The 13,647-nt window shown below is 69.4% G+C and carries 12 protein-coding genes; 5 read left to right on the top strand and 7 right to left on the bottom strand.

Features of this window, described 5'->3' with window-relative positions; translation table 11 throughout:
* The first annotated feature begins 138 nt into the window (after positions 1-138).
* The 3 genes from EZE58_RS16435 to EZE58_RS16425 are packed head-to-tail and all read left to right on the top strand — an operon-like array spanning position 139 to position 4,926.
* The gene (locus EZE58_RS16435) at positions 139-3,540 is read left to right on the top strand and encodes a pyruvate carboxylase (RefSeq protein WP_167560944.1); all 3,402 of its coding nucleotides are present in this window, start codon (positions 139-141) and stop codon (positions 3,538-3,540) included.
* Positions 3,533-4,033: a peptide deformylase gene (locus EZE58_RS16430; protein WP_009375732.1), complete on the top strand. Its 501-nt coding sequence runs from the start codon at positions 3,533-3,535 to the stop codon at positions 4,031-4,033. Before EZE58_RS16435 ends, EZE58_RS16430 begins: the two co-directional genes overlap by 8 nt.
* A 38-nt stretch (positions 4,034-4,071) precedes the next feature.
* A complete protein-coding gene (locus tag EZE58_RS16425; RefSeq protein WP_167560942.1) occupies positions 4,072-4,926 on the top strand; it encodes a 3-hydroxybutyryl-CoA dehydrogenase in 855 nt (284 codons plus the stop codon).
* A gap of 81 nt (positions 4,927-5,007) precedes the next feature.
* On the opposite strand, the gene EZE58_RS16420 is transcribed toward EZE58_RS16425, so the two are convergent.
* Positions 5,008-6,267: an aminotransferase gene (locus EZE58_RS16420; RefSeq protein ID WP_009375734.1), complete on the bottom strand. Its 1,260-nt coding sequence runs from the start codon at positions 6,265-6,267 to the stop codon at positions 5,008-5,010.
* Positions 6,268-6,416: 149 nt separating this feature from the next.
* Here EZE58_RS16420 and EZE58_RS16415 point away from each other — a divergent pair, with 149 nt between their 5' ends.
* A complete protein-coding gene (locus tag EZE58_RS16415; RefSeq protein WP_167560940.1) occupies positions 6,417-7,142 on the top strand; it encodes a class I SAM-dependent methyltransferase in 726 nt (241 codons plus the stop codon).
* A gap of 55 nt (positions 7,143-7,197) precedes the next feature.
* Here EZE58_RS16415 and EZE58_RS16410 read toward each other — a convergent pair whose 3' ends face one another.
* Positions 7,198-7,662, bottom strand: a complete 465-nt coding sequence (locus EZE58_RS16410; protein ID WP_167560938.1) for an Hsp20/alpha crystallin family protein — start codon at positions 7,660-7,662, stop codon at positions 7,198-7,200.
* An 87-nt stretch (positions 7,663-7,749) separates the two neighbouring features.
* Between EZE58_RS16410 and EZE58_RS16405 the strand changes: the two genes are divergently transcribed.
* Entirely contained in the window at positions 7,750-8,685 is a 936-nt protein-coding gene (locus EZE58_RS16405; RefSeq protein WP_167560936.1) for an AEC family transporter, read from the top strand.
* A gap of 59 nt (positions 8,686-8,744) precedes the next feature.
* Here EZE58_RS16405 and EZE58_RS16400 read toward each other — a convergent pair whose 3' ends face one another.
* The 5 genes from EZE58_RS16400 to EZE58_RS16380 all read right to left on the bottom strand — a co-directional run bounded on the left by EZE58_RS16400 (position 8,745) and on the right by EZE58_RS16380 (position 13,636).
* Positions 8,745-9,260 (bottom strand): ferritin, encoded by a 516-nt coding sequence (locus EZE58_RS16400; RefSeq protein ID WP_040341019.1) that lies wholly within the window; start codon positions 9,258-9,260, stop codon positions 8,745-8,747.
* Between the two features lie 131 nt (positions 9,261-9,391).
* Positions 9,392-10,849 carry an amidase family protein gene (locus EZE58_RS16395; RefSeq protein ID WP_167560934.1) on the bottom strand — a complete coding sequence of 486 codons (1,458 nt, stop codon included), beginning with the start codon at positions 10,847-10,849 and terminating at the stop codon, positions 9,392-9,394.
* Between the two features lie 5 nt (positions 10,850-10,854).
* Entirely contained in the window at positions 10,855-12,087 is a 1,233-nt protein-coding gene (locus EZE58_RS16390) for an amidohydrolase (protein WP_167560932.1), read from the bottom strand.
* A gap of 45 nt (positions 12,088-12,132) precedes the next feature.
* On the bottom strand, positions 12,133-12,864 hold the full coding sequence (locus EZE58_RS16385; protein ID WP_167560930.1) for a hypothetical protein: 732 nt from the start codon (positions 12,862-12,864) through the stop codon (positions 12,133-12,135).
* 25 nt (positions 12,865-12,889) lie between these two features.
* Positions 12,890-13,636: a DUF5058 family protein gene (locus EZE58_RS16380; RefSeq protein WP_101623761.1), complete on the bottom strand. Its 747-nt coding sequence runs from the start codon at positions 13,634-13,636 to the stop codon at positions 12,890-12,892.
* Positions 13,637-13,647 lie beyond the last annotated feature (11 nt).

The raw sequence follows: 13,647 nt of genomic DNA, 5'->3' as shown, positions 1-13,647 counted from the left end.
CGACCACGCCGAGGACCGGGCGTCGTGCGAAACCAGGACCCCCTGCATTCAGTGGCACAGGTCACTGAGTAGAGTGGTCTCTCGACAGCCCGTCGACGCATCGCCCTGCGGCGATCGATACAGAAGCGAGAAACACAGATGTTCTCTAAAGTCCTTGTGGCCAATCGCGGAGAGATCGCGGTGCGCGCGTTCCGCGCGGCCTACGAGCTCGGTGCCTCCACCGTCGCTGTGTTCCCCTACGAAGACCGCAACTCCGAGCATCGGATGAAGGCCGACGAGGCCTACATGATCGGCGAGAAGGGCCACCCCGTGCGCGCCTACCTCAGCGTCGAGGAGATCATCCGCGTGGCCAAGGAGTCCGGCGCCGACGCCGTCTACCCCGGATACGGCTTCCTCTCCGAGAACCCCGACCTCGCCCGCGCGTGCGCTGAGAACGGCATCACGTTCATCGGCCCCAAGGCCGATGTCCTCGAACTCGCCGGCAACAAGGTGCAGGCGCTCTCGGCGGCCCGCAGCGCCGGCATCCCCGTGCTCGACTCGACCCGTCCCTCCGCCGACGTCGCCCAGCTGCTCGCCGACGCGGAGTCGATGGAGTACCCGCTCTTCGTCAAGGCCGTCGCCGGCGGCGGCGGACGCGGCATGCGCCGGGTCTCGGAGGCCTCCCAGCTCGAGGACGCGCTCAAGGCCGCGATGCGCGAAGCCGAAGGCGCGTTCGGCGATCCCACGGTCTTCATCGAGCAGGCCGTCCAGCGCCCCCGCCACATCGAGGTGCAGGTGCTCGCCGACAACGACTCGAACGCCATCCACCTCTTCGAACGCGACTGCTCCCTGCAGCGGCGCCACCAGAAGGTCATCGAGATCGCCCCGGCACCCAACCTCGATCCCGAGATCGCAGCCGCCCTCCACTCCGATGCCCTCAAGTTCGCCCGGGCGCTGGGCTACCAGAACGCCGGCACCGTCGAATTCCTCCTCGAGACCGAGGGACCTCGGGCGGGCAAGCACGTCTTCATCGAGATGAACCCGCGCATCCAGGTCGAGCACACGGTGACCGAGGAGATCACCGATGTCGACCTCGTCGCCTCGCAGATGCGCATCGCTGCGGGGGAGAGCCTCGAGGATCTCGGCCTGCGCCAGGAGGACCTGCGGATCAAGGGCGCGGCCCTGCAGTGCCGCATCACCACCGAGGATCCCGCGAACTCGTTCCGGCCCGACACGGGCACGATCACCGCCTACCGCTCTGCCGGCGGCGCGGGCGTTCGCCTCGACGGCGGCACCGTCCATGCCGGAGCCTCGGTGAGTGCGCACTTCGATTCGATGCTCGTCAAGCTCACGTGCCGCGGACGCACCTTCGCCCAGGCCGTGTCCCGGGCCCGGCGCGCGCTCGCTGAGTTCCGCATCCGCGGCGTGTCATCGAACATCGGCTTCCTCCAGGCCGTCCTCGAGGACGACGCCTTCATCCAGGGCGATATCGCGACATCCTTCATCGAGGAGCGTCCGCAGCTTCTCGACGCCCGGGTGAGCGCCGACCGCGGCTCGAAGGTCCTCGACTACCTCGCCGACGTCACCGTCAACCGCCCCCACGGCGAAGCGAAGGTCCATCTCCGTCCCGCGGAGAAGCTGCCGGAGGTCGACCTCGCCCAGGCCCCGCCGGCCGGCAGCCGTGATCGTCTCCTCGAGCTCGGCCCCGAGGGCTTCGCCCGTGCCCTGCGGCAGCAGACGCCGCTGGCCGTGACCGACACGACCTTCCGCGACGCCCACCAGTCGCTGCTCGCCACCCGGGTGCGCACCCGGGATCTCCTCGCCGTGGCCGGGCACGTCGCCCGGATGACGCCCGAGCTGCTGAGCATCGAGGCGTGGGGCGGGGCGACCTACGATGTCGCGCTGCGCTTCCTCGGCGAGGATCCCTGGGAGCGCCTGGCCCAGCTGCGGGAGGCGATCCCGAACATCGCCCTGCAGATGCTCCTGCGCGGACGCAACACGGTCGGCTACACCCCGTACCCGACGAAGGTCACCGATGCCTTCGTCGACGAGGCGGCGCGGACCGGCATCGACGTCTTCCGCATCTTCGACGCCCTCAATGATGTCACACAGATGCGCCCGGCCATCGAAGCCGTCCGGGCCACCGACACGACGATCGCCGAGGTGGCCCTGTGCTACACCTCGGACATCCTCGATCCGCGGGAGGAGCTCTACACCCTCGACTACTACCTCCGGCTGGCCGAGGAGATCGTCGGCGCCGGTGCTCATGTGCTCGCCGTCAAGGACATGGCCGGACTGCTCCGCCCCGCCGCGGCTGCGAAGCTCGTGACCGCCCTGCGGGAGAACTTCGACCTGCCCGTCCACGTCCACACCCACGACACCGCCGGCGGTCAGCTCGCGACCCTCTTCGCCGCCGCGGATGCCGGAGCCGACGCCGTCGACGCGGCCTCGGCGGCCATGGCGGGGACGACGAGCCAGCCGAGCCTCTCCGCCCTCGTCGCCGCGTTCGAGCACACCGAGCGCGACACCGGCATCAGCCTGGCCGCGGTCCAGGACCTCGAACCGTACTGGGAGTCCGTGCGCAAGGTCTACGCGCCCTTCGAGTCCGGTCTGCCGGGGCCGACGGGTCGCGTCTACCGCCATGAGATCCCCGGCGGGCAGCTCTCCAACCTCCGCCAGCAGGCCGTGGCTCTCGGCCTGGGGGAGCGCTTCGAGGAGATCGAGCGGATGTACGAGGCCGCCGACGACATCCTCGGCCACCTCGTCAAGGTCACCCCGTCGTCGAAGGTCGTCGGCGACCTTGCCCTCCACCTCGTCGGTGCCGGCGTCGACCCCGAGGAGTTCGCCGCGCACCCGGAGAAGTTCGACATCCCCGACTCCGTCATCGGCTTCCTCTCCGGCGACCTCGGCGATCCTCCCGGCGGATGGCCGGAGCCGTTCCGTTCGAAGGCGCTCGAGGGCCGCACCCACAAGCCCGTCGTCGAGGACCTCGCCGAGGCGGATGCGGCGGCTCTCGAGACCCCGGGACCGGAGCGTCAGGCCAAGCTCAACGAGCTGCTCTTCCCCGGACCGACGAAGGAGTTCGACCGGATGCGCGCGAGCTACGGCGACCTGTCCGTCGTCGAGACCTCTGAGTACCTCTACGGTCTCACCTCCGGCGATGAGCACACGGTCGAGCTCTCCAAGGGCAAGAACCTCCTCATCGGCCTGCGCGCGATCGGGGAGACCGACGAGCGCGGCATGCGCTCGGTGATGTTCACCCTCAACGGACAGCTGCGTCCCCTCGAGGTCCGCGACCGCTCCGTCGAGACCGACGTCAAGACCGCGGAGAAGGCCGACCCGACCCAGTCCGGTCATGTGGCGAGCCCCTTCGCCGGGGTCGTCACCCTCCAGGTCGACGTCGGCGACACCGTCGAGACCGGTGACGTCATCGCGACGATCGAGGCGATGAAGATGGAGGCCTCGATCACCGCGCCCTCCTCGGGCTCGATCTCCCGAGTCGCCATCGACTCGGTCTCCCAGCTCGAAGGCGGCGATCTCGTGGCGGTCATCGGTGGCTGAGCGCGAGATCCGCCTGTGGGGCGATCCGGTGCTGCGCACCGTCTGCGCCCCCGTCACGGTCTTCGACGACTCCGTGGCTGCACTGGCCGCCGACCTCGTCGACTCCTCGCTGCCCGAGGGCAGGGCGGCGGTCGCGGCACCGCAGATCGGAGTCGGGCTGCGCGCCTTCGGCTACGATGTCGACGGCCGCACCGGATACATCATCAACCCGGAGATCGTCGAGGTCGGAGGTGAGCTGCGCGACATCGAGGAGGGCTGCCTGTCCGTGCCCGGGCTCTTCTTCCCGACACCGAGGTGGGAGTTCGCCCGCGCCCGCGGCGTCGATGCGCAGAACAACCCGGTCGAGATCTCCGGCACCGAGGTGTTCGCGCAGATGATCCAGCACGAGGTCGCCCACCTCGACGGCCAGGTCTACATCCAGACACTGCCGGGGGAGAGGCGGCGTGAGGCGATGAAGGCGATCCGCTCCGCCTCGTGGTTCCTCGCCTCATGACCGCACCGACGGACACAGACAACGAAGGGAAGACACCTATGGTCATCGCACGCACCGCTGTCGTCGGCAGCGGACTGATGGGAGCCGGCATCGCCGAGGTGCTCGCGAAGTCCGGCTGCGACGTCATCGTCTCCGAGGTCGACACCGCGGCCGTCGACGCCGGACGCACCCGGATCGAGAAGTCCCTGGCCAAGGCCGTCGAGCGCGGAAAGCTCACCGCCGGCGACTCGGAGGCGGCACTGGCCCGGCTGCGCTTCACCACGGACATCGCCGACCTCGCCGACCGCCAGCTCGTCATCGAAGCGGCGAGTGAGAACGAGGAGGTCAAGCGCTCGATCTTCGCCGGTCTCGATGCCGTCGTCACCGATGAGCACGCGATCCTCGCCTCGAACACCTCGTCGATGCCGATCATCCGCTTCGCCCAGGCGACGTCCCGACCCGAACGGGTCCTCGGGATCCACTTCTTCAACCCCGCACCGGTCCAGCCCCTCGTCGAGATCGTCTCCTCCGTGCTCACCGCCGAGGAGGTGAGGGAGACAGCGACCGCGTTCGTCTCCGAGGTCCTCGGCAAGGCCCCGGTCCAGGCCTCGGACCGACCCGGGTTCATCGTCAACGCCCTCCTCATTCCGTACCTGTGTTCGGCGATCAGGATGCTCGAGTCCGGCTACGCGACGAAGGAGGACATCGACGCGGGCATGGTCAAGGGCTGCGCCCACCCGATGGGCCCGATCGCCTTGGCCGACCTCGTCGGCCTCGACACGTGCCTCTTCGCCGCCGAGAGCATCTTCTCCGAGACCGGTGATCCGGCGGCCAAGCCGCCCGTCCTCCTCTCCCGGATGGTCGATGCGGGACTGCTCGGGGTGAAGTCGGGACGCGGATTCTACGAATACTGATCCGGGACCCCTGAGGTCTGAGGAATACGCGAAGGGGCACCCGGTCGGACCGGGTGCCCCTTCGCGTGGTCGGACCGCGGCTCAGCCGGCGAGGAGCTTCTCGTAGCTGGCGAGCTTGACGCAGGCGACGAGTCCCTCGGCGGCGAGTTCGACATCGCCCAGGCTCGGCATCGTCGGGGCGATGCGGATGACGTTCCCGCCGGGGTCGATCCCGTACGGGTGGGTCGCACCGGCGGGGGTGAGCTTGACCCCGGCCTCGGCGGCGAGCTTGACGATGCGCTCCGCCGTGCCCTCGAGTGTGGTCAGGGTGATGAAGTACCCGCCGTCGGGCTTCGTCCATGTCGCCAGCTCCGTGCCGCCGAGACCGGTCTCGAGGGCGTCGAGGACGGCGTCGAACTTCGGGGCGATGATCTCGGCGTGCTTGCGCATGTGGTCGACGACTCCCTCGGCGTCGCCGAAGAAGCGGAGGTGGCGCAGCTGGTTGACCTTGTCCGGACCGATCGCGATCTTCCCGAGGTTGGCGATGAACCACCTCATCGTCTCCGGCCCGGCCCCGAAGAACGACACCCCGGATCCGGCGTGCGTGATCTTCGATGTCGACGCGAAGATCCAGGGGCGCTCCGGGTGCCCCGCCTCGGCGCAGAGGGAGAGGATGTCGAGGTTCTCGGGATGGTCCTCCCGGAGGTGGTGGAGACCGTAGGCGTTGTCCCAGAGCAGGGTGAAGTCGGGGGCGGCCGCCGGCATCGCCGCCAGCTGCGCGGCACGCTCCGGGGTGATCGTGATGCCGGTCGGGTTGGAGTACATCGGCACGAGCCACATCCCTTTGACGGTCTCGTCCTCGGCGAGGCGCTGAGCTTCGGCGACGATGGGCCCCTCATCGTCCATCGGGATGGAGAGGAGCTCGAAGCCGAGGGATTCGGCGAGCGTGAAGTGACGGTCGTAGCCGGGGACCGGGCAGATGAGCCTGTGCGGTCCCGCACCCCATGGGTCGCCGGAGACGGCGGTGCCGTGGAGGAGGGCGAAGGTGAGCGCCTGGCCCATGAGGGTGAGCGAGGCGTTGCCGCCGGCGAGCAGCTGCTCGGTGGGGACCTTGAGCAGCGGAGAGAAGAGCTCCCGGAGTTCGACGATGCCCTCGATCCCCCCGTAGTTGCGCGCATCGACCCCGCCCGGTGTGCGCACGTCGTCGCCGCTGACCGCGGTGAGGAGGCCGTCTGCGAGGTCGAGCTGCTCGCTTCCGGGCTTTCCGCGGGTGATGTCGAGGCTGAGCCCGCGGGAGGCGAACTCCTCGTAGGCGCGCGAGGCTGCCTCGAGTGCGGACTCGAGGTCGGGGGTAGAGGTCATCGATGCTCCTTCTCGCCGAGGTGTCGGCGCTGGTTCTCGCCGGTCCTCCCATCCTAATCACACGGTGCGACGGGGACCGCTAGAGTTGGATGCCGAGACTCGGCGCCCAGCCCGGAGACGGCGCCGGAACCGGGGGAGAGGAGAGAGCGATGGTCAGGCCCCGCGCCCGCGCCGCTCATGGCACCCGCTTCGGTGCCGAGGCGCACCGCTACGACGCGGTGCGACCCGGCTATCCGGCGGACGCCCTTTCCCTCCTCGGACGGGAATGGACGGGCCTCGACGTGTGCGACCTCGGCGCGGGGACGGGGATCCTCAGCCGGCAGCTGCTCGACCGCGGGGCTGCCGTCGTCGCCGTCGACCCCGACGAGGCGGCCCTGCTCCGCAATCCCGCCCCCGGCCGCACAGGCACCGCCGAGGACACGGGTCTGCCGACCGCCTCGTGTGACGTCGTCACCGTCGCCCAGGCCTGGCACTGGTTCGACGAGGCGGCCGCGGCGATCGAGATCGGCCGGATCCTCCGCCCCGGAGGCAGGCTGCTCATCCTCATCAACCAGCTCGACGTCCGCGTCGACTGGGTGCTGCGGCTGAGCCGGATCATGCATGCCGGCGACGTCTACCGCCCCGCCTACGTCCCCGCACCCGACGGCTTCTCCCTCGTCGACCGTGCGGTCATCGACTTCGCCACCCCGCTCGACATCGACGGGATCGTCGACCTCGCCCGCACCCGCTCCTATTGGCTGCGGTCGGATGCGGCGACACGGGCGCGGGTCGAGTCCAATCTGCGCGGCTACCTCACCGAGGAGCACCCGATCGACGGTGCCGTCGACCTGCCGTACATGTGCCTGGCCTATGTGCTCGAACCGGTGCGGTCCTGACCGGCGGGGCCGCACCTCGTGCGACCCCGCCGGACGGGTGAGGGATTGAGACCCCTCAGAGCCGCTGCTCGTCGTCGGTCTCGATGACCTCGGTGGACTCGACGACCTCGGTCTGCTTCGGCGCCTGGTGCTGGACGCTGATCTTGCGCGGCCGCGCCTCCTCGGCGACGGGGATCGTCAGCGTGAGCACTCCGTCCTCGTACTCGGCGCGGATGCGGTCGAGGGCGACACGGTTGCCGAGCGTGAGCTGACGGGCGTACGTGCCCGTCGTCCGCTCCCGGGTCAGCCACTTGACGTCCTTGTCGCCCACCGGCGAGGTGCGCTGAGCGCGCACGGTCAGCGTCCGGTCCTCGACGTCGACGTCGATGCTCGATGGCTCGACGCCGGGCATGTCGATCGCGGCGATGAAGACCTCACCGTCACGGTAGAGGTCCATCGGCAGGGTCGTCGCGTTCGGGTTCCGGGTCACCTCGGTGAAGAAGCGGTCGAGGTCGCGGATGGGATCGAATCGGGTGGCCATGGGCATCCTTTCTGCAGGGGTCCTTTACATTGAGTCAATCACACTCAACTTTGAAATCGTCGCGTGCTCATGGAACTCTCAACGAATATGAGCCTGTCTCCGATCCTACTCGCGCTCGTCCCGGTCGTCGTCCTCATCGCCGGCGGCCGGGCGCTGCGTGCCGTGCCGATGTTCGGCGCCGCCGAGTTCTGGTCCGGGGCCGAGAGGCTCGCGTACTACTGCCTCCTCCCCGTCCTCCTCTTCGCCTCCGTCGCCGAGGTGGACGTCTCCCACGTCCCGCTCCTGCCGCTGACGGCGGCGCTCGTCATCCCCACCGTCCTCGTCTCCCTCGCCCTCGTCGTACTCAGGTCCGTGGTCGCGCAGGATCTCCCGTCCTTCACCTCGGTCCTCCAGGGCGGGATCCGGTTCAACACGTACATCGGCCTGTCGATCTCTGCGAGCCTCTTCGGGTCCGAGGGGGCGGCCCTGGCCGCGATCGTCGCTGCCATCCTCGTGCCCACGGTCAACATCGTCTCGAGCCTCGGGTTCGCTCTGCTGCGGACCGGTCCGCGGACGGCTCTCGGGATGCTGCGCGTCGTCGCGACGAACCCCCTCGTCCTCGGGTGCGCAGCCGGGGGAGTGTGGAACCTCGTCGGGGTGCCGGTGCCCGACCTCGCCTCTGCGGTCCTCGACCCGCTCGCCGCAGCGGCCCTGCCGATCGGGCTGCTGTGCGTCGGCGCGGGGCTGCGCCGATTCTCGCTGCGCGACCACGCAGGAGCGCTCATCACCTCGACCGCGGCCAAGCTCGTCGTCCTTCCGGGCCTCAGCCTCGCCGCCCTCATCGTCACCGATGTGCCCCCGGTCGCCGCGGCGGTGGGGCTGATCTTCCAGGCGATCGCGACCGCGAGCTCCGGCTATGTCATGTCCCGTCAGCTCGGCGGCAACTCCGAGCTCATGGCCGCGCTCATCGCCGTGCAGACGGTCCTCATGCTCCTCACCCTGCCCCCGGTCCTCCTCCTCGCCCAGGTCGTCCTCGGGGTTTGAGAAGACGGCCGGCCCCCGGGAAGGGGACCGGCCGTCGTCTCAGAGGAGGGAGGCGGTGCTCACTCGCTCTCGGCGGTGATGTCGGGGTGACGCGAGCCGAGGGCGTTGTCGATCGAGAGCAGACCCGAGCCGCTGTCGCCGACGATCTCGAGGCGGCCGATGATCTCGCTGATGCTCGCCTCCTCCTCGACCTGCTCGTCGATGAACCAGTTGAGCAGCGGCAGGACGTCGAGGTCGCCTTCGGACTGCGCGGTCCGGTAGATGTTGCGGATCGACTCGGAGACCTTCTCCTCGTGCGCGAGAGCGGCCTTGAAGAAGTCGAGCGGACGCGAACCCGAGACCTTCGGGGCGGCGATGTCGCCGATCTGCGGGGCGAAGCCGCGATCGACGCAGTGCTGGATGAACTTCGCCGCGTGGACCTGCTCCTCCTCCGACTGTGCGCGCATCCACCGGGTCATGCCCGGCAGGTCCTGATCGTCGAGCTGGATCGACATCTGCAGGTAGACCATCGAGGCCTCGAGCTCGAGTGTGACCTGCTCGCCGAGGACCTTCTGCATTGCGGGGCTCATGTGCATGTGCATCTCCTAAAGGCTGTGGCCGGCGGCGGTCTGCCGCCCGCGTCCAGACTATCGTGACACCATTTCTGGAACCGTTCCAGTGTGGAAAGGCTCGGCAAACAGTGCTGAGGCAAGCCGAACCTTCGAGGTCAGGACAGGTCCTGCGGGCCTGCGGCGGGGATCTCCGGGTGGCGGTCGCTCACTCGGGTGGCCTGCTCGAACGCGTGGGCGATGGACAGGAGGCGGACGTCGTCGCCAGGCCGGGCGACGAACTGGACCCCGACGGGCAGGCCCGAGTCGGAGAAGCCGGCGGGAACCGAGATCGCCGGGCAGCCGGTCGCGGAGATCAGACACAGCGCCCGCATCCAGTCGAGATAGGACTCCATCGCCACGCCGTCGATCTCCGTGGGGTACTCGAGGCCCGTGTCGAAGGGCAGGACCTGGCAGGTCGTGAGGACGAGGACGTCGTGATCGGCGAAGAACCCCTCGACCTCGGCGCTGAGCCGGGCGCGCGCGGTCTCGGCCGAGGCGACCTCGGCGCCGGTGAGGCGCAGACCCTGCTCGATGTTCCACACGACGGAGTCCTTCATCCGGTCCCGGTCCGTCTCGAGGAGGGAGCCCCAGGAGCCGACGAAGTCGAGCGCGCGGCGGACGGTGAAGACCTCGTCGGCGTCGCTGAGGTCGGGGATCGTGTCCGAGACCCGGGCACCGAGTCCTTCGAGGACCGCAGCGGTGCCGGAGACGATCTCCCGCACCTCAGGATCGAGGGGGAGGAGGCCTCCGAGGTCGGGGCTGAAGCCGATCCGCACGCCGGTGAGCTGCGGTACCGCCTCGGCGCCGAGGCGGAACTCGGGGAGGTTGAAGACGGACCCGGGGTCGGGCAGGGAGGCCGGTGCACCCGGTTCGGGTCCGGAGGCGACGCTCATGAGGAGGGCGACGTCGGAGACGGTGCGGGCCATGAACCCGCTCTGGGCCAGCCACGCGAAGGGATTGCCCGGACGGGTGTGGGGGATCCGTCCGTTCGAGGGGCGGAAGCCGACGACGTTGTTGAAGGAGCCGGGCGAGCGCAGGGATCCGCCCATGTCGGAGCCGTCCCCGGAGGCCTGGATGCCCGCGGCCAGGGCGGCCCCGACCCCGCCCGAGGAGCCCGAGGCGGACTTCGTGAGGTCGTAGGGGTTGCGGGTGGTGCCGAAGACGGGGTTGAAGGTGTGGGAGCCTGCGGCGAACTCGGGCACGTTCGTCTTCCCCGAGGTGATCACCCCGGCCCGGCGGAGGCGGGCGATGATGAGCGAGTCGGCCTCGGGTACCCGATCGGCCATGATCGGCGAACCCCACGTCGTGCGCATGCCCGCCGTGTCGTGGGTGTCCTTATGGGTCATCGGCACCCCGTGGAGGACGCCGACCTCCTCTCCGGCTGCGAGCGCTTCGTCGGCGGCGGCGGCCTCGGCCATGGCGCGGTCGTCGTCGCGGGTGACGACGGCGTTGATCGCCGGGTTGACCTCGTCGATGCGGCGCAGCTGATCGGTCAGGGCCTCCCTGGCGGAGATCTCCTTCGCAGCGATCCTCGCCGCGAGCTCACGGGTGCTCAGCCACCTCAGGTCGTCCATGCCGCTCACTTCCCGACCCGGCTGAGCACGGCGGTCAGGGCCGCGCGCAGGCCGGTCTCGAGCGTCGTCGGCACGTCGTCGGGGGCGAAGTGCGGGGAGTGGTTGCCGGCCGGGGGTTCGTCGCCGTCGAGGGAGGCGGGGGAGTACCCGCCGAAGAACCAGTAGACGAGGGGGACCCCGATCGCGTCGGCGAAGGCCCCGACGTCCTCGCTGCCGGTGACTGCCGGGACGACATGGACGTGGGCGGCGCCGAGTTCGGCCTCGGTCGCGGAGACGAAGGCCGCGGTCGCGTCGGGATCGTTGAAGCAGCGGGGGAAGGAGTGCATCTCCTCAATGATCGGTTCCGGTGCCCCCGATGCCTGCGCCTCGGCGGCGATGATCCGGCGCACCCGGTCGAGGACGGTGGCACGGACATCCTCGTCGAAGGTGCGGATGTTCAGGGTGAACTCCGCGGTCTCGGGGATGATGTTCTCCTTGAGCCCGCCGTGGAAGGTGCCGACGGTGACGACGGCTGCGTCCCGGCCCGAGATCTCGCGGGAGACGACGGTCTGCAGGCGGGTGATCATGAAGGCTCCGAGGACGATCGGGTCGATCGCGTTCTCCGGCTGTGAGCCGTGGGCCTGCCTGCCGCGGACGGTGACCCGGAGGGAGTCGGACATCGCCATCGCCGTGCCCGAGGAGACGTAGATGTCGCCGGCCCGCCCCGGCCACACGTGCTGGCCGTAGACGACCTCGGGCTTGGGGACGGTCTCCCAGAGGCCGTCCTCGAGCATCGCCTTCGCGCCCGCGGCGATCTCCTCACCGGGTTGGAAGAGGAGGACGACGGTGCCCGACCACGCGTCCCGGTGCGCGGTGAGGGCCCGGGCGAGGTGGAGGCCGACGGTGATGTGCGTGTCGTGCCCGCACCCGTGCATGACCGGGGTCGTCGTGCCGTCGGGGAGGATGCCTTCGGCAGTGGACGAGTAGGGGAGGCCGGTGTCCTCGGCGATGGGCAGACCGTCCGTGTCGGCCCGGAAGGCGACGACCGGGCCCTCGCCGTTCTCGATGACCGCGACGACCCCGGTGCCGCCGAAGGCCTGCGGTACGAGGCCGAGGGCCTCGAGACGGTCGGCGATCGCCTTCGCGGTCTCGATCTCCTGCATCGAGAGCTCCGGGGAGCGGTGGAAGTCCTCGTAGTCGGCGACCGCCTCGGCGAGGGTGTCGGTGATCGCGGTGCCGATCTCGGTGTTCAGCGACATGGTGTCCTTGTCTCTCGCAGGGTCAGGGTCTCATGGGTCACGGTCTCAGTTGATGCCGGTCGGATCGTCACCCGGGTCGCGGACGTCGGTGACCGCCTTGTTCCTCGTGAACCACGTGATGATGATCGTCACGAGGACCACGATAGCGACGTCCCCGGGGGCGAGGACGGGGACGATCGGAATGAGGACGAGGATGACGAGGGCGGCGACGGTGAGCGCGATGATCGTCGCCTTGACCTGCCGGAGCGAGACGATGAGCTGGATGGTCACCCCGCCGAGGATCGCCGGGAGGATGTAGAGCTGGGCGATGAGGGTGATGTCCTCGGGGATGATCGTCACCAGCCAGGTGCCGAGGACGCCGACGAAGAGGACCATGGAGAAGACGTGGATGAGGGCGGCACCGCAGATCGCCATCGTCGCGGCATACTCGCCTCGTCGGGTCCCCGGCTTCGCCCCGATCGTGTCCTGGGCGACGATCGCCGAGGGGAGGAGCTTGTTGGCGATGTTGCCGATCATGAACGCCTGGTACATCCCGGCTGGGCCGAGGATCGGGTAGTAGGTGAGCGGTTCGACGATGTAGAAGACGCCGTAGACGGCGAAGACGGCGAGGAATGCCGTGAAGATGTCGCCGACGGTGATGTCGGCCTGCGCGACGAAGAGGAGATAGAACGGCACCGAGGTGGCGATGAGGAACCCGGCGAAGAGCGTGATCGAGCCCCACTTCGTCGTCGTCCTCTCGAACGCCTCGTGGGACGGTGTGGTGATGGAAGGCGGCATGGTCGGGCTCCTCTGTGCGGGTCGATCAGCTCGGGGCGACGCCGAGGCCGGCGTAGTGGGCGAAGTAGGCGGCGACGAGTCCGGCGAGCACGGCGATCCCCAGCGCCCACTCCTTGAGCCAGGACTGGCGCAGGGTGCGGGCGAGGAGGAGGCAGACGGCCATGACGGCGGCGGACGCGGCGATCGCGATGATGTGGGTCGGCGACTTGGGGATCTCTCGGAAGGTCAGGGCCGCGAAGGCGGCCAGCAGTGCGGCCCCGGGGATGATCGACATGAGCGCGGGATTGACCTTCTCGAGCCTGTGGGAGCTGCGGCGGAAGATCGGGGTGAGGATGAGCGTGGCGAGCATCCACCCCGCCCCCGAGAGGCTCATCGCCATGAGCGCGACGATGAAGACGCCGCGGGTGAACGTCGCATCGCCGAGATTCGCCTCCATCGTGCCCGCCGCGATCGAGGCGGAGGCGACCTCGGTGGCGGCCGAGCCGATGAGGCCGACGCGGACGATGACCGGGGGAGTGCCGAAGAGCGGCAGGAGGGCGATCGCGACGAGGACGACGGCCAGCGACGGCCCGATCGCCGCGACTCCACCGGCCCGGAAGGCCCGCGTCACCTCGGCCTGGGTCATCCCCGCCGACTCCGCGTTCCTGCGCACTGCGGACATGTAGATGAGCGACTGGACCACGACGACGCCCATGACCGCGAGTGCGAGGATCCAGAGCAGCGGGGCGTTCGCCAGGGGCAGGTAGTCGGCAGTGCCGCTCGCCGTCACCATCGTCGGACTCC

The sequence above is a fragment of the Brevibacterium sp. LS14 genome, from assembly GCF_012027885.1.
In the GTDB taxonomy this organism is placed as follows: Bacteria; Actinomycetota; Actinomycetes; order Actinomycetales; family Brevibacteriaceae; genus Brevibacterium; species Brevibacterium casei.
Note: the sequence above shows the minus strand (reverse complement) of the source record. Positions and strands in the feature narration are given on the sequence as shown.

Bases quoted from the DNA above. Each gene is read 5' to 3' on its own strand.
- EZE58_RS16380 (WP_101623761.1), bottom strand. From the start codon at position 13,636: ATGGTGACGGCGAGCGGCACTGCCGACTACCTGCCCCTGGCGAACGCC.
- EZE58_RS16405 (WP_167560936.1), top strand. From the start codon at position 7,750: ATGAGCCTGTCTCCGATCCTACTCGCGCTCGTCCCGGTCGTCGTCCTC.
- EZE58_RS16420 (WP_009375734.1), bottom strand. From the start codon at position 6,267: ATGACCTCTACCCCCGACCTCGAGTCCGCACTCGAGGCAGCCTCGCGC.
- EZE58_RS16425 (WP_167560942.1), top strand. From the start codon at position 4,072: ATGGTCATCGCACGCACCGCTGTCGTCGGCAGCGGACTGATGGGAGCC.
- EZE58_RS16400 (WP_040341019.1), bottom strand. From the start codon at position 9,260: ATGCACATGAGCCCCGCAATGCAGAAGGTCCTCGGCGAGCAGGTCACA.
- EZE58_RS16390 (WP_167560932.1), bottom strand. From the start codon at position 12,087: ATGTCGCTGAACACCGAGATCGGCACCGCGATCACCGACACCCTCGCC.
- EZE58_RS16415 (WP_167560940.1), top strand. From the start codon at position 6,417: ATGGTCAGGCCCCGCGCCCGCGCCGCTCATGGCACCCGCTTCGGTGCC.
- EZE58_RS16435 (WP_167560944.1), top strand. From the start codon at position 139: ATGTTCTCTAAAGTCCTTGTGGCCAATCGCGGAGAGATCGCGGTGCGC.
- EZE58_RS16385 (WP_167560930.1), bottom strand. From the start codon at position 12,864: ATGCCGCCTTCCATCACCACACCGTCCCACGAGGCGTTCGAGAGGACG.
- EZE58_RS16395 (WP_167560934.1), bottom strand. From the start codon at position 10,849: ATGGACGACCTGAGGTGGCTGAGCACCCGTGAGCTCGCGGCGAGGATC.
- EZE58_RS16410 (WP_167560938.1), bottom strand. From the start codon at position 7,662: ATGGCCACCCGATTCGATCCCATCCGCGACCTCGACCGCTTCTTCACC.